Annotated in this window: 19 protein-coding genes; 5 read left to right on the top strand and 14 right to left on the bottom strand. The window is 57.7% G+C overall.

The genetic code is table 11. From position 1 onward, the window contains the following. Nucleotide 1: 1 nt before the first annotated feature. From glcE to CKW38_RS01520, 4 genes are all read right to left on the bottom strand, one after another. Nucleotides 2-1,051 carry a glycolate oxidase subunit GlcE gene (gene glcE / locus CKW38_RS01535; RefSeq protein ID WP_095111598.1) on the bottom strand — a complete coding sequence of 350 codons (1,050 nt, stop codon included), beginning with the start codon at nucleotides 1,049-1,051 and terminating at the stop codon, nucleotides 2-4. Then, a complete protein-coding gene (gene glcD / locus CKW38_RS01530; protein WP_095111597.1) occupies nucleotides 1,051-2,550 on the bottom strand; it encodes a glycolate oxidase subunit GlcD in 1,500 nt (499 codons plus the stop codon). Before glcD ends, glcE begins: the two co-directional genes overlap by 1 nt. Before the next feature lie 132 nt (nucleotides 2,551-2,682). Beyond that, nucleotides 2,683-3,609 carry an alpha/beta fold hydrolase gene (locus CKW38_RS01525; RefSeq protein ID WP_007919529.1) on the bottom strand — a complete coding sequence of 309 codons (927 nt, stop codon included), beginning with the start codon at nucleotides 3,607-3,609 and terminating at the stop codon, nucleotides 2,683-2,685. A 21-nt stretch (nucleotides 3,610-3,630) separates the two neighbouring features. After that, entirely contained in the window at nucleotides 3,631-5,085 is a 1,455-nt protein-coding gene (locus CKW38_RS01520) for an NAD(P)/FAD-dependent oxidoreductase (protein ID WP_095111596.1), read from the bottom strand. 177 nt (nucleotides 5,086-5,262) lie between these two features. Between CKW38_RS01520 and CKW38_RS01515 the strand changes: the two genes are divergently transcribed. After that, nucleotides 5,263-6,336 (top strand): diguanylate cyclase, encoded by a 1,074-nt coding sequence (locus CKW38_RS01515; protein ID WP_095111595.1) that lies wholly within the window; start codon nucleotides 5,263-5,265, stop codon nucleotides 6,334-6,336. 211 nt (nucleotides 6,337-6,547) lie between these two features. After that, a complete protein-coding gene (locus CKW38_RS01510; protein WP_095111594.1) occupies nucleotides 6,548-7,786 on the top strand; it encodes a M20/M25/M40 family metallo-hydrolase in 1,239 nt (412 codons plus the stop codon). A gap of 80 nt (nucleotides 7,787-7,866) precedes the next feature. Here CKW38_RS01510 and CKW38_RS01505 read toward each other — a convergent pair whose 3' ends face one another. Both CKW38_RS01505 and CKW38_RS01500 read right to left on the bottom strand, forming a co-directional pair. After that, nucleotides 7,867-9,207, bottom strand: coding sequence for an ATP-dependent endonuclease (locus CKW38_RS01505; RefSeq protein WP_007919540.1), 1,341 nt, complete (start codon nucleotides 9,205-9,207; stop codon nucleotides 7,867-7,869). Then, nucleotides 9,207-10,160, bottom strand: coding sequence for a reverse transcriptase domain-containing protein (locus CKW38_RS01500; protein ID WP_007919542.1), 954 nt, complete (start codon nucleotides 10,158-10,160; stop codon nucleotides 9,207-9,209). The genes CKW38_RS01505 and CKW38_RS01500 overlap by 1 nt, the downstream gene beginning before the upstream one ends. Nucleotides 10,161-10,959: 799 nt before the next feature. On the opposite strand from CKW38_RS01500, the gene CKW38_RS01495 reads away from it, so the two are divergent. Further along, nucleotides 10,960-11,262, top strand: a complete 303-nt coding sequence (locus CKW38_RS01495; protein ID WP_007919544.1) for a hypothetical protein — start codon at nucleotides 10,960-10,962, stop codon at nucleotides 11,260-11,262. 132 nt (nucleotides 11,263-11,394) lie between these two features. Here CKW38_RS01495 and CKW38_RS01490 read toward each other — a convergent pair whose 3' ends face one another. The 8 genes from CKW38_RS01490 to CKW38_RS01455 form a co-directional block, all read right to left on the bottom strand. Then, nucleotides 11,395-12,264, bottom strand: a complete 870-nt coding sequence (locus CKW38_RS01490) for an oxaloacetate decarboxylase (RefSeq protein WP_007919546.1) — start codon at nucleotides 12,262-12,264, stop codon at nucleotides 11,395-11,397. Between the two features lie 167 nt (nucleotides 12,265-12,431). Further along, complete coding sequence (gene astA / locus CKW38_RS01485; protein ID WP_095111593.1) at nucleotides 12,432-13,466, bottom strand: arginine N-succinyltransferase; 1,035 nt, start codon at nucleotides 13,464-13,466, stop codon at nucleotides 12,432-12,434. A gap of 61 nt (nucleotides 13,467-13,527) precedes the next feature. Then, entirely contained in the window at nucleotides 13,528-14,544 is a 1,017-nt protein-coding gene (locus tag CKW38_RS01480) for an arginine N-succinyltransferase (RefSeq protein ID WP_095111592.1), read from the bottom strand. Between the two features lie 118 nt (nucleotides 14,545-14,662). Continuing rightward, nucleotides 14,663-16,012 (bottom strand): APC family permease, encoded by a 1,350-nt coding sequence (locus CKW38_RS01475; RefSeq protein WP_007919552.1) that lies wholly within the window; start codon nucleotides 16,010-16,012, stop codon nucleotides 14,663-14,665. Between the two features lie 81 nt (nucleotides 16,013-16,093). Then, complete coding sequence (locus tag CKW38_RS01470; protein ID WP_095111591.1) at nucleotides 16,094-16,846, bottom strand: N-formylglutamate amidohydrolase; 753 nt, start codon at nucleotides 16,844-16,846, stop codon at nucleotides 16,094-16,096. After that, complete coding sequence (locus CKW38_RS01465; RefSeq protein WP_095111590.1) at nucleotides 16,830-18,161, bottom strand: glutamine synthetase; 1,332 nt, start codon at nucleotides 18,159-18,161, stop codon at nucleotides 16,830-16,832. Before CKW38_RS01465 ends, CKW38_RS01470 begins: the two co-directional genes overlap by 17 nt. Beyond that, entirely contained in the window at nucleotides 18,158-18,802 is a 645-nt protein-coding gene (locus tag CKW38_RS01460) for an isochorismatase family cysteine hydrolase (protein ID WP_007919558.1), read from the bottom strand. The genes CKW38_RS01465 and CKW38_RS01460 overlap by 4 nt, the downstream gene beginning before the upstream one ends. Nucleotides 18,803-18,804: 2 nt before the next feature. Beyond that, nucleotides 18,805-19,659 (bottom strand): MurR/RpiR family transcriptional regulator, encoded by an 855-nt coding sequence (locus CKW38_RS01455; protein ID WP_007919561.1) that lies wholly within the window; start codon nucleotides 19,657-19,659, stop codon nucleotides 18,805-18,807. A 329-nt stretch (nucleotides 19,660-19,988) separates the two neighbouring features. On the opposite strand from CKW38_RS01455, the gene CKW38_RS01450 reads away from it, so the two are divergent. Together CKW38_RS01450 and cobF are read left to right on the top strand one after the other, a co-directional pair. Next, a complete protein-coding gene (locus CKW38_RS01450; RefSeq protein WP_007919562.1) occupies nucleotides 19,989-20,558 on the top strand; it encodes a histidine phosphatase family protein in 570 nt (189 codons plus the stop codon). After that, nucleotides 20,558-21,313, top strand: a complete 756-nt coding sequence (cobF, locus tag CKW38_RS01445) for a precorrin-6A synthase (deacetylating) (protein ID WP_095111589.1) — start codon at nucleotides 20,558-20,560, stop codon at nucleotides 21,311-21,313. Before CKW38_RS01450 ends, cobF begins: the two co-directional genes overlap by 1 nt. Nucleotides 21,314-21,516 lie beyond the last annotated feature (203 nt).

Below are 21,516 nucleotides of genomic sequence, written 5' to 3'. Positions count from 1 at the left end.
GCTAGAACTCCGCGTACATCTGCCCGGGGTTGAACAGCCCTTGCGGGTCGAGTTGCACCTTGAGTTGTCGGTGATAACGCAGCAGTGTCGCGGGCAATGGCTGAAACGGCGAATTGCTGGCGCCATGGCTGAAACAGGTAGCGTGGCCGCCCAGTTCCTGCGCGAGAATGTGGATGTGCTCCGCGTCGGATTTCAGCCAGCGTTGCGCGCCGGCCCAGTCGATCAACTGCTCGCCGGGCAGATCCAGCGGGCCGAGATTGTTCGGCAGTGACAGGCGCCACAGCGGCCGGCCCTCATCGAAAAACGCCAGCCTCTGCTCATTCAGATCACGCCAGAACTGCGAGTCCAGCGGCTCGCCACCCAGGCGTTGATGCGCCGCCGTCACCGAACCTTCGCCGCCCTCCAAACGCAGATACAGGCTCTGGCCATCGTGACAAGCGGCACTGATCGGTAGCGGTTGCTGACCCCATTCGGCAAGCCTGGTCAGCGCCCGCGAGCAGTCCATGTCGAGGCGAATGCTCAGGCACTGCCGTGGTTTCGGCAGGACTTTCAGCGACACTTCGGTGAGCACGCCGAGGCAGCCGTAACTGCCGGCCATCAGCCGCGACAGGTCATAACCGGCGACGTTTTTCATCACTTCGCCGCCGAAACGCAGGTGCTGACCGAGGCCGGTGATCACCCGCGTGCCGAGGACAAAGTCGCGCACCGAGCCAGACCACGGCCGCCGAGGCCCGGACAACCCCGTGGCGATCATGCCGCCAACCGTCGCGCCTTCGCCGAATGCCGGCGGCTCGCACGGCAGCATTTGTCCGGCAGCGTCCAGCACCGCCAGCAGCTCGGACAGAGGCGTGCCGGCGCGCGCCGTGATCACCAGTTCGGTCGGCTCGTAACGGACGATGCCGCAATGGGCGCGGGTGTCGAGCACCTCGCCGGCGACCTCGCGGCCGAGAAAGGCTTTGCTGTTGCCACCCTGAATTTTCAGCGGCGTGGCATTGGCCCGCGCTTCGTTGACCTGATCGAGCAGGGCGCTGGCGGCGTCGACATCGGCCATCAGAAACGCTCCAGTTCGGGGAACGGCAATTGCCCGGCGTGAATGTGCATCGCGCCGAATTCGGCGCAGCGGTGCAGGGTCGGAATGTTCTTGCCGGGATTGAGCAGGCCTTGTGGGTCGAACGCGGCTTTTACTGCGTGGAACAGACTTAGTTCGTCGCTGTTGAACTGCGCGCACATCTGGTTGATTTTCTCGCGGCCGACGCCGTGTTCACCGGTGATGCTGCCGCCAACTTGCACGCACAGTTCGAGGATCTTGCCGCCCAAGGCTTCGGCGCGGTGCAGTTCACCGGGTTGATTGGCGTCGAACAGAATCAGCGGGTGCATGTTGCCGTCGCCGGCATGGAACACGTTGGCCACGCGCAAACCGTATTCTTCGGCGAGGCGCGCGATGCCTTGCAAGACGCCGGGCAATTCGCGGCGCGGGATGGTGCCGTCCATGCAGTAATAGTCCGGTGACAAACGGCCGATGGCCGGGAAAGCATTTTTGCGTCCGGCCCAGAAGCGCACGCGTTCCGCTTCGTCGCGGGCCTGACGCACTTCGGTGGCGCCGGCCGCGGTCATGACCTCGCGCACCCGCTGACAATCGTCGTGAACGTCGGCTTCGACGCCATCGAGTTCGCACAACAGAATCGCCTCGGCGTCGACTGGGTAACCGGCGTGAATGAAATCTTCAGCGGCGCGAATGGCGAGGTTGTCCATCATCTCCAGGCCGCCGGGAATGATCCCCGCCGCGATGATCTCGGCGACCGCGCGGCCGGCCTTTTCCACAGAATCGAAACTGGCCAGCAGGACTTTCGCGACTTGCGGTTTGGGCAGCAGCTTGACCGTGACTTCGGTGATGATCCCCAGCAGGCCTTCAGAACCGGTAAACAAGGCGAGCAAATCGAAACCGGCTGAATCGAGCGCGTCCGAACCGAGGGTCAGGCGTTCGCCTTCGATGGTCAGCACTTCGATTTTCAGCAGGTTGTGCACGGTCAATCCGTACTTGAGGCAATGCACGCCGCCAGCGTTTTCGGCGACGTTGCCGCCAATCGAACAGGCAATTTGCGAAGATGGATCCGACGCGTAATACAGACCGAAAGGCGCGGCTGCCTGGGAAATCGCCAAATTGCGCACCCCCGGTTGAACCCGCGCGGTGCGCGCGTCGGGGTCGATGTGCAGGATATTGTTGAAGCGCGCCATCACCAGCAGCAGGCCCTGCTCCAGCGGCAAGGCGCCGCCGGACAAGCCGGTGCCGGCACCACGGGCAACCACTGGGACGTTTTTCTGGTGGCAGAGTTTGAGCAGGGTTTGCACTTGTTCGAGTCGACGGGGCAGGGCGACCAGCATCGGCGTGGTGCGGTAGGCGGAGAGGCCGTCGCATTCGTAGGGTTTGAGTTCCTCCTCGCGCCACAAAACGTCGAGGTCTGGCAGCGTTTGCTGCAATGACTTGAGGAATTCGGCCTTGTTCACCTGCGGCAACGGGCCGTCGAGGCGTTCGTCATAAAGAATATTCATCTAAACCTCAGACCTCGTCACTTTGTAGGAGCTGTCGAGTGAAACGAGGCTGCGATCTTTTGATCTTGTTTTTAAAAAGCAAAATCAAAAGATCGCAGCCTTCGGCAGCTCCTACACAGGATGTGTTGAGTGTCATTTCTGGCTTCCGAGGAATTCCCGATACAGGCGCGCAGTATTCCCCGGCTGTTCAACCATCGGCATGTGCCCGACGTGATCCCAGACATCCACACGCAAATTGGCGATGCCCTTGCTCCACACCGGCACGCTGCTGACGTCGATCAGCCGATCCTTGCGGCCCCAGAGCAACAGCGCCGGGCATTTGATGTCGGGCAGTTTCGGCTCCATCGGCGGGCTGGCGCGAAAATCGCGGAAGATCTCTTCCAGTTCATCGCGTTGTTGCTCGTAGCGCTGGGCGATGGCGTCCAGCACCAGGTTCGGCACCCACGGTGGCGACTCCATGGTCATCGCGTAAAACTGGCGAAATTCTTCCCGCGAGTTGATCAGAAACGGGTTATGCCCGCGCGCCAGATGCCGCTCCATGTCGCTGACCTCGGGCGCGGTGACGCCCGCCGGGTCGATCAATGCCACCGAAGCGATGCGGTCGGGATACGTCGCCGCCAGCCACGCGGCGATGTAGCCGCCCATCGAGTTGCCGATCACGTGGACTTTCTCCACGCCGCAGACGTCGAGCAACTGGATCATGCGCTTGGCCTGCAACGGAATGTCATAACCGCCGCCAGCCTTGAAGCCGGTTTCACCATGGCCGGCGAGGTCCGGAATGATCACCCGATACTGGCGCACGAAATGCCGGGAAAAGCGCAGCCACAGGTTCTTCTCGGCGCTGTAGCCATGCAGCATCAGAATCGCGCTGGCCGCTTCATACGGCCCGCCCTGCCAGGTCGAGACGGTCATCTCGGCGATCGGCACTTCGATCTTGTGCAATTTGTACAACTTGGCCTCGATGGCCATGTTCAGGTCGTACAGCCAATGACCGACCGCCGGATAACTCAACCAACTCCAGGCTACGAAAACCGCGAGGGCGACAAACAGCAAAAGCATCGACGTCTTCCTTTTACGTGTTCAGGACAGAATGTGGTCGGCCGGTTTCAGCGCTCGGGTCAAGCGGTGATAGCTGAAACTGAAGCCGGGAAACATCGCGATCACATGACCGCTCTTGCTTTGATACCAACTGTGGCAACCACCGGACTTCCATACCGTGCGCTGCATTTCCCGATGAATCATCTCAGTGTAGGTACGTTCCGCTTCACGGCGCACTTCAATGCTGCGCAGGCCTTTGGCCTGCACGGTGCGGATGCAGTCGAGGATGTAGTTCATCTGCGATTCGATGATGAACAGCGCCGAGGTGTGACCGATGCCGGTGTTGGGCCCGGTGACGATAAACAGGTTGGGAAAGTCCGGCAGGCTGGTGCCCAGATACGCGCGCGGGTATTGCGCCCAGACATCTCTGAGTTGCACGGCGTTTTTTCCGCTGACCGGGTAGGAAATCACCCCGTCGGTGGCGTCGTAACCGGTCGACCAGACGATCAGATCAACGTCGATGTGCTGACCGTCCTGAGTGTTGATGCCGGTTTCGTCGATGGACGCAATGCCTTGCTCGCGGGTATGCAAGGTGACGTTGGCGCGACTCAGCGCCGGGTAATAGGTGCTGGAGACTAGTACCCGTTTGCAGCCAATGGTGAAGTCCGGGGTGAGTTTTTCTCGCAGCAGCGGGTCCGGCACCTGGCGTTTGAGAAAACGCAGGGCGTGCTGCTGGACCATGTGAATCGCCGCTTTGGAATATTTGAAGGCGATGACCCGGGTTTCGAATTGCCAGTAAATCAGCCAGCGCAATAATTTGTAGGCGGGTTTCAGACCGAGCAGCCAGCGTTGCAGCGGTCCGAACTGACGATCGGCGCGGGGCAGCACCCAATGCGGTGTGCGTTGAAACACGTGCAGTTGCTCGACCTGTTCCGCAATGGCTGGAATCACTTGCACCGCACTGGCACCGCTACCAACGATGGCCACGCGTTTATCGCGATAGTCGTAGCTGTGATCCCAGTTGTTTGTATGAAAAGTCTTGCCTTGAAAGCGATCCTGGCCGGGAAAGTGTGGGATGACCGGTTGGCTCAATGGCCCGGTGGCATTGATCAGGAACTGCGCATAAAAGGTGCCTTTGCTGGCGGTGTGCACGGCCCAGCGTTTTTCCGTGTCGTCCCATTCGACACGCTCGACATCGGCTTGCAACTCTACGCGCTCGCGCAAACCGAATTGCTCGATGACATGCTCGGTGTAGCGCTGCAGTTCGGCCTGCCCGGCGAACATCTGCGACCAGCGGTACGGCGCGAACGACAGCGAATACAGCGGCGACGGCACGTCCACCGCCGCGCCGGGGTAGGTGTTCTGGCACCAGGTGCCGCCAAAGAAGTCCCGTCGCTCCAGCAGGCGAAAATCGTCGATCCCGGCTTTGAGCAGGTTGATCGCAGCACATTGACCGCCAAAACCGCTGCCGATGATCAACACGAGATAGGTGTGCATGGGCCTCCTTCTTATAGTTGTTTTTCCATTTTGCTCCTTTCATGTATAGCCAAATATTTGCACTGTGCGCGGCCCTGATGTCGCTCTATTCAGCCCGCTGGCCGGTGATGGCTATTTAACGTCGCCCTGTTAGACTTCCAGCACATCCGTCCTGCGGTGTGCGTGATCGAGGTCCTTATGGGAAATACCGGAGGAAAGGGACTTTCATTGGCCAGGAGGCTTTATACATCGCGCATCCTCGGGTTGATTCTGGGGCTCGTGTGCGTGAGCGTGGCGATGTACTCGCTCGATCCGCCGCTGTGGGTCTGGGCACTGATGTTCTTCAACGGCCTGGTCTGGCCGCATCTGGCGTTTCAATGGGCACGCCGCGCCCGGGTTCCTTACCACGCTGAACACCGCAATCTGTTGATCGACGCCTTTTTCGGCGGCTTTTGGCTTGCCGCCATGCATTTCAATCCGTTGCCCACTGCCACGACCATTTCGATGATGGCGATGAACAACGTCGCCATCGGTGGTTCACGTTTTCTATTGGCAGGCACTGCGGCGCAGTTGCTCGGGGTCGGCGTCGGGCTGGTGGTCTTTGCTCCGACATTCATTCCGCAGACCACCCCTGCGCAAATGTACGCCTGCTTCCCGTTACTGCTGCTGTACCCGTTGGCGCTGGGCTGGATCTGCTTTCGCCAGGCCTACACCCTCGGTCGACATAAACGCGAACTGCTGGCCCTGAGCCGCACCGACAGCCTGACCGGGCTGCTTAACCACGGCGCCTGGAAGGATCAACTGGAGATTGCTTTTCAGCGCTGCAAACGGCAGAAGCAGGGCGCGGCGATTGCGCTGATCGACATCGATCACTTCAAGGCAATTAACGACACTTACGGCCACGTTGCGGGCGACATCGTGTTGCGCCAGTTGAGCAAGTTACTTAAACAAAACCTGCGGGCGACAGACGTTGCCGGGCGTTATGGCGGTGATGAGTTCTGCGTGATTTTGCCGGATCTGCCGCTGTTCAATGCCGCGCAGGCCATGGAGGCGTTGCGCGAACGCTTCGCGATTCTGGGCTATGAGCAGAATCCGGCGTTGAAGGTCAGCTTGAGCATCGGCCTGGCGGCGTACGATCCGGCGCATGCTGACGCGACGCGCTGGCTCAATGATGCCGATCAGGCGTTGTACGAGGCCAAGGCGAGCGGGCGTAACCGGGTGATCTGCAATTGCGATGACAAGCCGCGGCGGACATTGCTGGATTCGGTCTGAGCTTTTTGACCCCAATCCCCTGTAGGAGTGAGCCTGCTCGCGATAGCGTTGTGTCAGTCACCATCAATGTCACTGACAGAGTGCTATCGCGAGCAGGCCCACTCCTACAAATTTGTTCGGTGTCGGTCTGGGAGAGGTCGCATTCGGTGTAGAGCCTCGCGCCGATGTCGGGTACGGTTAAATCCCCCCGACGCGAAACAAGGATCGCTTCATGACGTTCTCATTTTCTCGCTCCCTGCTGGCCGCCAGCCTCGGCCTGTCTCTCGCTTTCTCCGCTGCCCACGCCTTCGCCGAACCGCACAAACAAGTGCTCGCCGATGCCGAGCAATACCAGCCAGAAGCACTGAAACTGCTGGAGCGGCTGGTCAATATCGACTCCGGTTCCGGCTATGAACCGGGCCTCAAGCAAGTCAGCGACATCGCCATCGATGAGCTGAAAAAACTCGGCGCCACCATCGAGCTGGTGCCCAATACGCCGGAAAAATCCAACCATGTACTCGCGACGTTAAAAGGCACCGGCAAGGCGAAAATCCTGCTGATGGCGCACATGGACACGGTATTCAAGGAAGGTTCGGCGGCCGAGCGGCCGTTCCACATCAAGGACGGCCGTGCTTACGGGCCGGGGGTGATGGATGACAAGGGCGGCATCGTCGCCGGGATCTATGCGTTGAAAGTCCTGAAAAACCTCGACTTCAAGGACTACGCGCAAATCACATTCCTGCTCGACGCCAGTGAAGAAACCGGCTCGGACGTCGCCACCGACCTGATCAAGAAAACCGCCAAACAGCACGACGTGACCCTCAATCTGGAGCCGGGCCGCCCGGCCGATGGTCTGGTGGTGTGGCGCAAGGGCAGCGCGACGGCGCTGGTCGAGGTCAAGGGCAAAGCCGCGCACGCTGGCGTCGCTCCGGAACTGGGGCGCAATGCCGCGATGGAAGCGGCGCACCAGATTCTTCAGTTGGGCAAACTTGGTGATGAGGCGAAGAAAACCACCATCAACTTCACAGTGCTCAAGGCCGGTGACCGCACCAACGTGATTCCCGATCAAGCCACCGCCAAGGCCGACGTGCGCGCGGCGGTGCCGGAGGAGTTCGACCGGATCGAGAAGGATCTGGCGCGGGTGTCGCAGGACAAGCTGATTGCTGAGACGGAAGTGAAGACTTCGTTGCAACGCGGGCTGCCACCGATGCCGCAGACGCCTGAGTCGGATCGTCTGATGGCCATGGCCCAGGGGATTTACGGCGAGATTGGCCGCAAGTTGACGGAGGAGGGCAGTGGCGGTGCGGCGGATGCGAGTTTGTCGGCCGGGGTTGGCACGCCGACGCTGGATGGCTTCGGGATTGTTGGCGGCAATATTCACACGCCGGAGGAATACGCCGAAGTGGCGAGCGTGGCGCCGCGGATTTATTTGTTGTCGCGGATGATTATGGAGTTGGCCAAGAAAAAATAATAAATGAGCGAGAGCTGAGCGGCCGTTATGGGTTGTGAGCTGTTTAGCTTTCGGAAGTAACAAAGGTTTAATAGGTAGAGTTAATCAGGTCTTTGAGCTAAAAAAGACGCGATTTCTTTGCTGAGATTAGTTATATCCTCCATCGAGGAGTTGCAAAGGTATTCGAATATCTTAGGGTCGGTGGTTTCGTTGGTTTCAATAATTTTTTTATAGAAATGTTTATCGGTGACAATGGCTTCGGGGCATTGAAAATCTGGCAGAAATTTTGATAATTTGTGGTCTTGGAATATTCTCTTTTCCACGCTGTCGAAAGGCAAGAAATAGGTGTTGGGGCAGTTTTTTATATGTTTGTATATTCTTTGGTCGCCGTCAAGTATAGAGATTACATTTTCCGGATTGGAAAGGAAACGCTCTTTTGCGTTGAGTGCTAATAGCTTTGTCACATTTGATCCGCCTCCGATAGGGACGATTTTGTATTGTGAGAAATTGGTTGGGCAATATTTCGCGATAATGAAGTCAAGTAGATTTTTTAACATGTCGTCTTCTGTCAGGATGTATTTGTCCCACCCTTTGAATCCAAACATTATGCTTTTTATATAATTATATGATGCGGGAATTATGTCGCCGCTTCCTTCGCTGTTGGACATGTAGAAAAGCTCTTTGTCTTTAAGAGTTCTTATTAGTGCTAGGGAATGAGTTGTGCAGAATATGTTTACTTTGTATGTGTCGCAAAAAGCGCGTAGCCGTCGGATTAGATGAGCTTGAGCTGCTGCATCTAATGAGATATCTATTTCGTCAATTACAATCAGTTTGCATCGATTGGTGATTTTTCGATAAAGGCTAATCAAGAAAAACTCGCCAGAGCTTAGATGGTCCTCTCTTACGTACCTGTCTTTTTCGAGAGGGATACAATAGTATTTGGTGTTCTTTACTTGTACTTCAATTAAGTTGTTGAATTTGTCGCAGGAGTAAATGTCGTTGAGGAATTCAATAAGTTCGTGAGGTGTTGTGAATTTGCCTAGGATAATTGCTGTTCTGATATCTTTGTCGGCAGTGCTGATACTTTGGAAATGATTAAATCTCTGGCCATACGGCATTGGCAGTTCGACATCAATAGTTTTCTTAATCTCATCCGGGATCGCTGACTTACAGTTGAGGGTGTTAATCGTCGCATCGAAGCTGAATAGGTACTCGTCATTCCCAATTTTATACGTGACTTCACTGCCATCCTTGAACACTCCAGGTGACGTGGTTTTTGAAAATGTATCTGCGGAGCGAAAATTAAGAATTGATTTAATAAGTGTCGTCTTTCCAATTCCATTCTTGCCTACAAGGCAAGTTAGCTTGTTTTGGCTCAGGTCTAAGCTAAAAATCATATTCTTAATATGTTGTATATTTTTTAGTTCGACTGAGAGTAGCATTATAATCTGTCCGATTTGTGAAGAAACATATCAACAGTGGTGGCGCCGTATTTTTTTCTTAACTTGTCTAAATAGCTTGGGTCTACTGTGTTGTAATAGTTTAAGTGTCCAGACAGTTTTTCTATTGCGGTTTCTATGTCTGAGTCGACAATCTCAATGAATTTTTCTTTGTTTGTTAAATAGTAGTGTAGTTTTACTTCTGTATCTTTTTTGAACTTTATATCTATAGTTACTTTTCCATTGGGAAGTATCACCATTCCAAGTAATTTTATTTTGTTTCCTGTTTGGGTGTGTTTGCTTTTTTTGATATTTAGTGAGAGTTTGTTTTTTGTGGTGTCTGATAGTAGTTGGGCGATATATCTCTCGGCTTCAAGTATGGGTTCTTTTTTTTTGCCTGAGACAATTATGTCATCGGAATACCTCGATAGTGTTAGTGAGTTTTTGTCGCAGTACTCCTTGAGGCTGTTGTCGAAAATGAATAAGCACGAGTTGCTAAGGAGAGGTGACGTTGAAAATCCGACCGGTACAGAATTTTTTATTGTTAGGGTTTTAATGATGTTGTCGATGTGCAGGTTTATATCTGAAATTGGACATTTTTCAATATCTCTGATTATTGTTGTTTTTACCAGTTCTTCGTCAATGCTGTTAAAAAAATCGTTTATATCTGTTTGGAAGAAATATTTGCTATTTGAGTGCTTTGATACTGCATCTACAGCGTTGACACCCTTTCGATATGAGAATACAACTTCTTCGTTTGTGCTTAGGTGTTCTAGAAGAAAAAGTTTTAGGAATGAATGAAATGTTTTTAGTTTTTTGTTTGGGATGTGTATTTCTCTGTTGTTATAGATTTTTGTTTCGTATAAGTCGTTGATGTTTCCAGTGCCCAGTTCAGGGAAATTGAATTTTCCCTGATGCATCGCTGTTAATAGATCTATTAAAGGTCTTTTGTTCATTTGTTAACCCTAGAGTTTAACTGGGGCGATGGGTGGCTTTCGATAAAATATGCCGCAAAACATCGCATTGCACAATCATTTCAAAAAAAAGAGAAATTGCTCTGTTTTACGTAGGAAAAATACATTTCAGAGGGAGTGTATAGGGTAGGAAATTTCACAGGGTGAGGAGTAATTACGAGAGCAGTAGTAATCTAGACAGAAATCGATAGGTAGCTGAATCAGCTATGGCGAGAGTGGATGGATGCGGAATACGCCTGCTTGAAAGGCAGAGTTTACTATCTGTGTGCCTCCTAGCTGACTGCTAGAGAGACACACAAACGTAAAAGGAGACTAGACACCTGTAGAGGCCAGATTTGATGACTGGAGATGCTCCTAGTCACTGGCATGAGTCGGACTCTAATTCAGGGCAGAACGGAAAACAAGAGGCAGGATGATGCGCAGGCTAAGCGGTAATGAGAGCGTCTGGTGCGCTTCTAGGCGGATCCTACGAGCCCTCTTTATTGCGTACAACTTTCCAAGACGTTTCCTACAACGTACCCTGTTGCCGCGTTTCGGTATCTACCCCTATAGTTCGTGCTCGCGGAAAAACACCGCGAACGACCTTGGTCGGTCGGTAACCTGAAATGCAACAGTGCCATTGTTCAGACCTTCAAGGACTGAGCAGCGTGTAATGGTAGCTGTGCGCGGGACACCTGCGGGTGTGCCGGATCTTTCAGGTATCTGGTCGGCCAACCCGCACACAGCTGCCACCTTATTCGTTTGGCCGCGAACGGTGGTTGCATTACCTGGAGATACACCTATGAACGAACAAGTAATGCCCCGCTTCCTCCCCATCGACACCTACGACGCCGAATCCCCGGTGCTCTTCCTCAACACCCACTCAGAACTCAGCGACATGGCCGCCTGTGCGATGCACCGGTTTGTGGTTGTGCGGGATCTGGCCGACACCTTTGCCAGTCTCAACCTCAAGGGCATTTCCGATTGTGATCTGACACGGGTGACCAGCGCGGTGCATCTGTTGATGCGCGAGGGCTGTGCGATTCTGAATGTGATTCAGGCGCGGGCGGTGCAGCGGGAGGAGGCTTACAAGACGCCGGTTTAGCGGTGTAGCGGCAGACCTCATCGCTGGCAAGCCAGCTCCCACAGGGTTTGGTGTTGAACCATCAATTGATGTCGAACCGCATAACCTGTGGGAGCCTGGCTTGCCAGCGATGGCGTCAGCCCGGCCAACCCATCACTCCTTGACGCTCATGTATTCCTTGGCCCAGAGAATGTATTCCTCCGGTTGGGTATAGGTGTGCGTCAACTCGGTCGCGCTCAAGTCGGACGCCTGGGTAAAGATCTGCCGCTGTTCGCGCAAGCTGTCATACGTCGCTTTGATCGCCGCAAAATAAGCACCATGGCCATCGATGGTCACACGCACACCGAGTTCGGCCAGACGTTTGTCATCGCGCAACGCCGGGTTGCCGTAGGTCACCAGCATCAGCGGCACGGTCAGGTGTTCGGCGATTTGTTCAAGCTGATCGAAATCCTGAATTCCGACCATGCAGATGCCGTCAGCCCCGGCCGCCTGATATTGGCGAGTGCGGCTGATGATTTCCTGATTTGGCAGGATGCCGGCGTTGGTACGGGCGATGATCGCCATTTCCGTATCAACCCGGGCTTCCAGCGCCGCGCGGATCTTGCCGACGCCTTCGGCAACGGTGATCAGGTCGGTGGATTTGCGCCCGAATTGGGCCGGCAGCAAGGTGTCTTCGATGGTCAGGGCGGCGACGCCGGCGCGTTCCAGTTCGACGATGGTGCGCATCACGTTGAGGGCGTTGCCGTAGCCGTGGTCGGCGTCGGCGATCACTGGCAATTGGGCGACGCGGCCGATGCGGGTGGCCTGTTCGGCGAACTCGCTGAGGGTGATCAGGGCAAAGTCCGGGGCACCCAGCACCTGCAACGAGGCCACGGAACCGCCGAGGATCCCCACTTCAAAACCGAGGTCAGCGGCAATCCGCGCGGACATCGGATCGAACACCGAAGCCGTGTGATAGCAGGTGTCGGAAGCCAGCAGTTGACGGAAGTTACGGCGCAAATCTTGATGGGAAAGCCTGGTCATACGAGTTCCACCAATACAAAGGAATGGAAAGGCTTGAACAAAGGTGTCAACGCCGAAGAATGAAAAGGCTATCACGCGAATGGGTCAATGATCATGACGAATTTGCAAGGGACAGGATGTCGCGGACGCTTTTGCTGAAAGGATTTACCTTTTTGCGGTGGTGACCGTCAGGCCGCCACCGCCTGTTGCTGTTGATTGGGCAGCATCGCCGCCCGTACCGAATTGCCCGGTTGCAGTTGCAGGCGCTTGGCGGTGAGGCGGTCGATCACCAGGCTGCTACCGACACGGCGGGCGCGGGCGACGGTGATGCGGCAGTTTTCCAGGCGCCGGTTGTGAATCAGCCACAGCGGCGCCTGTTCATCCGGACTACCGAGGCTCAGGGTCAACTCGACGCTTTCGCGCACGGTGCGAATACTGCGCACCGGCGCTTCGATTACCGGGCCGCCGTCGAAGATGTCGATGTAGCCTTTGTGGGTGAAGCCTTCGGCCTGGAGGATTTTCAGCGCCGGCTCGGTATTCGGGTGTGCCTGGCCGATCACCGCCTGGGCCTGTTCGGTGAGCATGCAGGTGTACAGCGGCTGGCGCGGCATCAGTTCGGCGATGAATGATTTGTTGCCCAGCCCCGACAAGTGATCGGCATGGCTGAAGTCCATTTGAAAGAAATGCCGGCCCAGACTGTCCCAGAACGGTGAACAACCGTGTTCATCGGCACTGCCGCGCAGTTCGGCAATCATTTTTTCGCCGAACAGGTGCGGGAACTCGGCAACGAACAGCAACCGCCCCAGCGACAGCAGGCGGCCATTGCTGCCGTGGCGCTGATCATGGCCGAGAAACAGCGAGCACAGCTCCGATTGGCCGGTCAGTTCGTTGTTGAGAAACAGTGTCGGGATCTGCCGTTGAATGCCCAGATCCGGCGCCGAACTCACGGTCAACCCGACCCGATAGTTGTACCAGGGCTCGCGCAGGCCGACCGCCCCGGCCAGGGCGCTGACGCCGACCACGCGCATGTCGTCGTCCTCGAGCACAAACAGATAGTCCGCGTCGGCTCGTTCGACTTGTTCGGCGAACGCCCGCTGTGCCCAGCGGACCCGGTGGGACAGGCGATCTTCGTTGGCCGGCAGGGTGGTGAACCCCGGGCCAGCCTGTTGCACCAGCGCCATCAAGGCTGGCAGGTCGCTGACTTTGACCGGGCGGACAATCATGCTGTAACTCCTTCTGCGCGCCTGTTCGGGCACTGTCGTTGGCTGCGCAACCGCGCGGGTTTCACAGGGCAATCAGCCGGATCGGGCTGCCATCGGTCACGTTCAGCGCCGCGCACATTGCGGGGGTGAGGGCCAGCGGTTGATCGGGTTGATAATCGAGTTCGGTCATGATCGCGCGAAAGCCGTGCAGTGCGTCGTTGCTCAGCAGGTAACGACCACGGGCATCGATCTGCGGCCGTTGCTGCACCGTTGCGGTCTGGCTACGAGCAATCGAACGGATATTCGAGGTGCGCGCATACAGGGTCGGGCCGGCGTCGAACAGGTCGATGTAGCTATTGGTCTCGAAGCCTTCACGCTCAAGAATGTCGAACGCTTCCTGACCGTCCGGGTGAATGCGACCGATACAGTCCTGCGCGGCTTGCGGCAGCATCGGCACGTAGATCGGGTATTGCGGCATCAGTTCGGCGAGAAAGGTGCGGCTCTGCAACCCGCACAGGCGTTCGGCCTCCGCATAGGGCAGGTCGAAGAAATGTTTGCCCAGCGCATCCCAGAACGGTGAATGGCCGGCCTCGTCGCTGTAGCCGACGATTTCGGTAATCACCGCCTCGGCAAAGCGCGGCGCATGGGCGGCGATGAACAACAGCCGCGCCCGTGACAGCAATTCGGAGAACGGCGTACGCACCAGCCCAGCGTCGATATGAAAACCGCGCAGCAGGGTGTGGTCGTTGAGGTCGTGACACAGCGACAGCGCGGGCACGCCGTGTTCGATGTTCAGCTCGCGGGAAGCGCTGGTGAAATGGCGGTTGCGCAAGCTGTAGAACGGCTCGTCGAAGCCCGCAGTGGCGAGAATTTCCGAGCAGCCAACCAGCCGCTGGCTGTCCAGATCCTCCAGAACGAAGAAGTAGTTCTCCGGGCCGTTAGCCTCTGCCGCACTGGCGAACGAGGTACAGGAACCGGCGATTTTCTCGCGCAGGCGTTCGCTGTCATCCGGCAGGGAGGTCACGCCCACCAGACTGTCGCGGGCCAATTGTTGTAGCTGGGGCAGATCAGTCTGTTCGACTGGGCGTAAGACCAGCATGGATATACTCCTGTATCAAAAGGTTCGGCAAAGTCGCCGAACCTGACTATCACTGTCGGTTTCCACGCGATAAATCGGCGGTCGCCTGATTTGTTGTCAGACGCCGCTCTTTTTCTTGTCAGCCGTTGCTCGGGTCAGGCAGCGCGGTACTGGCGCCGAGCTTGTTGAGGAAGAACAGGTACACCAGACCCAGGGCAATCCAGATCAGGCCTAGTTTCTGCGCATCGACGCCCATGTTGTACATGATGGCCGCGACGATGATGAAACCGACCACCGGACAGATCAGGTGACGCACGACCTGACCGGACTTTTGCCGACGCCAGTAGTAGTTGATCACTGTCAGGTGCAGCAGCATGAAACCGCTGAGCGCGCCGAAGTTGACCAGCGAGGTCAGGGTGTCGACCGAGTTGATGAACAGGTAGCAGATCACCAGCGACAGCACCGCCACCAGATAAATGCTCAGGTACGGCGTGTTGTGTTTCGGGTGCACCTTGGCCAGCACCTTCGGCAATTTGCCGTCGCGGGCCATACCGAACAGCAGGCGCGAAACCGCGGCTTGCGAGGTGATTGCCACGGCCACGCCCCAGGCCAATGCCGTGGCAACAGCAGTCAGGGTCGCCAGCCAGCTGCCGGCGGCGATTTCGGCGATTTCATAGAACGCAGTGTCGGCGGATTTGAAGCCCATGCCGGCCGCCAGATCGGTGGCAATCCAGGTTTGCGCAACGAAAATCACCCCCATGACCACCAGCGTGATCAGCGCGGCTTTGCCGACGCTTTTGCCCGGATCACCTTTGATTTCTTCGGCGAGGGTAGAGATCGCATCGAAGCCGAGGAATGACAGCACGGCAATCGACACCGCTTGCATCAGCAGGGCGAAGTTGAAGGTTTCCGGGTGATACAGCGGCGCCAGGGTCAGCTCGCCATTACCGCCACCGTTGTGCAGGGCATTCCACGCATAGAACAGGAAGATCCCCAGCACCACCAGTTGCGCCAGCAGGAAGATGATGTTCATCCGTGCGGTGAAAGTGATGCCGCGCAGGTTGACGAAGGTCGCGCTGACCAGAAACGCCAGAATGAAGCCGACTTTCGGGATGTCCGGGTACAAATGGTTGAGCGCCATCGCCGCATAGACGTAGAGCAGCGGCGGGATCAGCAGGTAATCGAGCAGCATCAGCCAACCGGCGATGAAGCCGACGTGCTGATTAAGGCCGCGTTGCGCATAGGAATACACCGAACCGGCGATCGGAAAAGCCTTGGCCATGCTGCCGTAGCTCAGCGCGGTGAACAGCATCGCCACCATGCCGATGATGTACGCCAGCGGCACCATCCCCGGGGCCTCGGCGTTGACGTAGCCATACACACCGAACGGGGCGATGGGGATCATGAAGATCATCCCGTACACCACCAGGTCGGTCAGCGTCAGGCTACGTTTCAACTCTTGCTTGTAGCCGAATTCTTCAATTTCCATGAAGCGCAACTCCTTGTCAGCCAGTCGGTCGTTTTAGTTGTTATCGGTCCATCGTTTACAGCGTCAGCAGTCTTTCATTCACTACAGCAATGGCGCGAAGTAGCCGGCCCAGCGCGATACGGCTTCGGGGCTGCGCAGCAAGTCATTGCGCACCTCGATCAGCACCGAGTCGAGGCCACGGGCATCGCCGTGCACCGGCACGGTCATGTCGCCCAGCGGATCGATCTTGTACGGCTGATTGCCGGCGACTTTCAGCGGGTGTTCGCCGAGGCCGTCGAGCAGGCGTTGCGCGTAGGCCTTGGCCTGACCGAACAACACGCCGGCCTCCAGCGGTCGCGGCTGGCCGTAATACACCGGGGTAAAACTGTGAATCCCCACCACACGCACCGCTTGGCCCTTGGCAACACGTTCGTCGATCAGCGTTTGCAAGCGCGCGTGAAACGGCTTGAACAAGGTCTGGCGGCGGTATTCGCGGGTGGCTTCGTCCAGTTCACGGTTGCCCGGCACCTGATAAATCTCGCTCTGCGCCGGAATGCTGTCCGGGGCGTGCCGTGGCCGGTTCAGATCGATCAGCAGCCGCGAATAATTGGCGCTCAACAGGGTTGCGCCGAGCATCTCCGATAACTGCTCGGCCAGTTGCAGCGCGCCAATGTCCCAGGCGATGTGTTCGCCAGCGGCGGCCTCGTCCAGGCCCAGATTGTTCAGAGCTTCGGGGATGTAGCGGCTGGCGTGTTCGCACACCAGAATCAACGGGTGCGTCGAGTCGGCGCGGCTCAGGTTGTAGGCCGGTCGGGTGTACAACCCCAGCTCGGCGGATTCAGTACAGGCGTGCATAGTGCTCACACAAGTCAGCGGGCGAGAGCTGTTCCGTCAGCGCCAGTTCCTCGGTTTTCAGGGCGTAATAGGTGTCGAGCAGCGGCTTGGGCAGCCATGCAGTGAAGGCGCCACTGTTGCGCAGGCAATCCAGCGCCTGGGCCAGCGAGGCGGGCAGGGCGACGATGCCCCGGGCCTGGCGTTGCTCGTCGTTGAGTGAATCGGGAATTTCATCGGTGATCGCGTTCAGTGCCAAGCGTTGTTCGATGCCCAGCCGACCGGCGATCAACAGCGCGGCCATGGCCAGATGTGGCGAGGCGGTAGCGTCCATGGCGCGGAATTCGAGGTTGAACTGGTTGGCCACGGGCTTGCCGCCAAGGGTCACCGTCGGGCAAATGCGCAGCGCTGCTTCGCGGTTCTGTTGGCCGAGACAGGCGTAGGAGGCGCTCCAGTGATGCGGCTGCAAGCGTTCGTACGACACCGGCGTCGGTGCGGTAAACGCACACAGCGCCGGCAAGTAATGCAGGATTCCCGCTGCCCAATGCTGGCCGAGACTCGACAGACCGTTACTGGTGCCAGCGTCGTAGAGCATCGGCAGACCGCCCAGATCAAGCAGGCTGACATGCAGGTGCACGCCGTTGCACACCGCGTCGGCGGCAGTCTTCGGCGCGAAGCTCAAGTCCAGGCCCATTTGCCGGGCGATCTCGCGGGTGATCTCACGCACGTTGACGGCGCGATCGGCTGCCGCGACGCCGAGCGTCGGGCGGCAGGTAATTTCGTATTGGTGCTTGCCGTATTCCGGCAGAAACATTTCCGGCTCGACTCCGCCGGCGCGCAGGGCGCTGAGCAGCCAGCCGCCGAACGCGGCGCCCTGACGCTGGGCTTCGAGAGAGAACGCCAGGTGCTCGGCGAAACCGGCGTGCAGGTTGAATTCGTGCTCGAACGCGGCGTTGACCTGCAAGCCCAACCCATCGCGATAACGTTCGATTTCATCACGCAACAACGTGCGCGGGCAGGCGCCCCACGGGCGGCCATCGGTTTCGCGGATATCGCCGTGGATGAAATCCAGCGCTGGGGCATCGGCGTCCGGGCCATTGCCGACGGTGACGCGGCTGCTCAGATCGGGAATCAGCCGCAGATCGCCATACGCGCCCCACGGATTGGTCGAGGCAATGATGTCCTGCGGCGTCAATGCGCTGTTGGCCGGCACCCAGCCGCACCCGGCGGCTTGATAATGCTCAAGCTCATCAGTGGGAAACGAGCGGCCGCGGGTGATGCCGATCAGGTCGGTGGTGACCAGCGTGGTCATCGGTAGCGGCGTCAGGCGCGTGCTCATGACCGCATCTCCTGCAGGCGGGCGAGCACGGTGTCGGTGTCGGTGATCCAGCAGTAACCCTTGATCGCATTCAGGCAGGCGTGATGGCGTTCGGCGCTGTAGGTGGCGCAGGCGTCCTCGACCAGCGTGACCAGATAGCCGCGATCGGCGGCGTCGCGCACGGCCATGTCGACGCACTGGTCGGTGACGATGCCGGCAATGATCAGGTGACGGGTTTGCAGGTTGCGCAGCACGTAGTCGATGTTGGTCGAGTTGAAGACGCCCGATGACGTCTTCGGCAGGACGATTTCGTTTTCCACCGGGGTCAGGTCTTCAATGATCCTGGCCTGCACGCTGCCTTTGGGCAGGTGCATGTCCGAGAGTTTGTGGTCGAGCGAGCGGTCGCGACCATCAGCGGTGAGGCTCTCGATAATCGTGTGCAGCACGTTCTGCCGCGCCTCGCGAAAGGCACTGAGCAAACGACGTTGGTTGGGCACCACCTGCATGTGCGCACGGGTCAGGAAATACTCGGCGTCAGGCCCATTGAGGTGCGCGTCGAACTGCGGTTCGAGCCAGGCACGCTGCATGTCCACCAGCAACAATGCGGTATGGTCAGTGACAAACGGCAGATCCCGTGGCGAGCGGTGGGGAAGGCTGAACATCCTTATTTATCCTCCAGCAGGTGGGTGTTGAAGTCGTTGCGCAGGGCATCGATGCCTTCCAGGCGATCGGCGAGGTTTTCGGTGCGCAAGGTCAGGCAGGCAATCAGTGCTTCGACCTGAGCCAGCGCGGGCACCATGGTGTCGAACGGCGAGGCCGACTCCACCGGCGCGCTGATGATCAGGTCGGCCAGCTCGCGCAGCGGCGAGGCATAGATATCGGTGAACAGCACCACGCGCGCGTTGTTGTTCTTTGCCGCGCTGGCGACCCGCAGGGCCTGAGTCTGGTAGCGGCGGTAGTCGAACAGCAGCACGACATCCTGGCGTTGCAGATCGAACAGGCGATCGGGCAATTGCGCGTTGTCTTCCAAAGCGAAGCAACCGGGGCGCAGCAGGCGCAGGTGATTGAGCAGGTAAGTGGCCATCAGGCTGCTGAAGCGCCCGCCGAAGCAGTACACCTGATGCCGGGCATCGAGCAGCCAGTCGGTGAGAATGCGCACGTCTTCGGGTTGGGTCAGCGATTGGGTTTCGACCAGCAGGCGATGGCTGTCGCCCAGATAGTGGCTCCAGGCGTCGTCCTTGTGCTGATGAGCGCGCGGTTGCAGCAGCGTGCGCGGCGAGCGCAAGCGGTGGTCCATGTCGCTGAGCAGTGCTTCCTGGAATTCGGCATAACCGCCGAAGCCGAGTTTTTTCACCAGCCGCACAATGGTCGGATCGCTGACCCCGGCATGTTCGGCCAGACGCGCCATCGGCCCCAGACCGTTGCGTGGGTACTGATCAAGCAAGGCGCGAACGACTTTGCGCTCCGACGGCGTAAGATCCAGGCCGGGATCGGTGATCAGGTCTCTGAGAGGGGGCATCCGGGCTCCTGCTGGATGAGGGTGTTGAATTCGCTTCATAATCCGTTAAAACAGTATTTATGTAACTGACGTTACATGTCTAGTGAATTTTTCAGTGTGTTGAAAAGGCTCCGGAATGAAGCGAGATGCCCGTGTAACAAGGGCTACACGTAATTCGATCGGGCTTGTAGTCCATCGCCCACGGCAGTGTCAGAGATCGCCGTATTTGTGCTTTTTTCTGCTGTGACCGAGGCGATCCGGCAGCCCTGCAGCCCTCGGTTTACGGCACAATTAACGACAGAATGGCTTTGCGCCGCTGATTTTCATGAAGGCCCACCGGAGCGATACCTGTGCAGACCACTCGTTTGACATTGATTTGCCATGCGCGAACCGTCGCACAGAAATTGGCGTGTTTTCCTACGAATGAGCCTGTTGAAAATATCGGGCTGGCATCGGGCGAATTGTCCGAGCGTTTCGACGCCGCGCGACGTTTGATTTGCGCGCCGGAGTTGCGCACGCGCCAGACTGCGGCGTGGTTTGGCGCGGATGCGCAGGTTGATGAGGCGCTGCGCGATTGTGACTGGGGGCGCTGGCATGGGGTATCGATCAAATCCCTGCAAAACGCTGAAGGCGCGGCGTTGCACGCCTGGCTCGAAGATCCCCATGCGACACCTCACGGCGGTGAATCAGTGACGCAGTTATGCGAGCGCGTGGCGGTATGGCTGAGCAGTCTGCAAACCACACCAGAACATGTAGTGGCGGTGACGCATCCGTTTGTCATCCGCGCCGCGCTGATCCACGTGATGCGCGGTTCGGCGTTTCATGACATTGATGTCGAACCGTTGTCAGCGGTCGAATTGCGCTTCACCGGGCGCTGGCGCTTGCGTCTGCCGGGCCTCGACGTTCAAGGAGCACTTTGATGAAACAACTGCTGGTGATCGGCATCGGTGCCGGTAATCCCGACTACATCACGATGCAGGCCGTGAAAGCGCTGAACCGGGTCGATGTGTTCTTTCTGATGGATAAAGGCCAGAGCAAGGACAAGCTGATCGACTTGCGCCGCGAGATCTGTGAGCGCTACATCGACGACCCTGACTATCGCTTTGTCGAAGCCCACAGCCCGGAACGCAAACGCGGTGATGTCGACTATACGGCCAGTGTCGATGACCTGAACCGTGCCAAGCAGCAGACCTTCGAACGCCTGATCAATGACGAATTATCTGACGGCCAGTGCGGTGGTTTCCTGGTGTGGGGCGACCCGGCGTTGTACGACAGCACCGTGCGTATCCTCCAGGCCATCCTGGCCTCGGGCACCTGTGCCTTCGAGTTTGAGGTGATTCCCGGGATCACCAGCGTTCAGGCGTTGGCGGCGCAGCACAAGGTGCCGCTGAACACGATCGGTCGTTCCATCGAAATCACCACCGGGCGGCGTTTGGCGGCAGGGCAGGTGAGTGATACGGACAGTCTGGTGGTGATGCTCGATGCTGAGGATTCGTATCACCGGGTGGCCGATCAGCAGACCGAGATTTACTGGGGGGCTTACCTGGGCACGCCGGATGAGATTCTGATTAGCGGCAGGCTGGCGGATGTCGCGGATGAGATCGAGCGGGTGCGCAAGAAGGCGCGGGCGGAGCATGGGTGGATCATGGATACGTATTTGCTGCGCAAGCCTTAGATTGTTGGTGCTTGGACTGGCCCCCATCGCGAGCAGGCTCACTCCTACAATTGAATGGGTTCACAATTCCAATGTAGGAGTGAGCCTGCTCGCGATAGGGCCGGAACATTCAAAGCACATTTCCAACAGGCAAAAAAACACCCGGTGCAACGCAAGTCGCACCGGGTTTTTGTTGCCAGCAAGCGGCGGATGTCGTGGATCCG

The organism is Pseudomonas sp. Irchel 3H7 (genome assembly GCF_900187605.1).
Classification (GTDB): Bacteria; Pseudomonadota; Gammaproteobacteria; order Pseudomonadales; family Pseudomonadaceae; genus Aquipseudomonas.
This window is presented reverse-complemented; position numbering and strand designations above follow the sequence as displayed.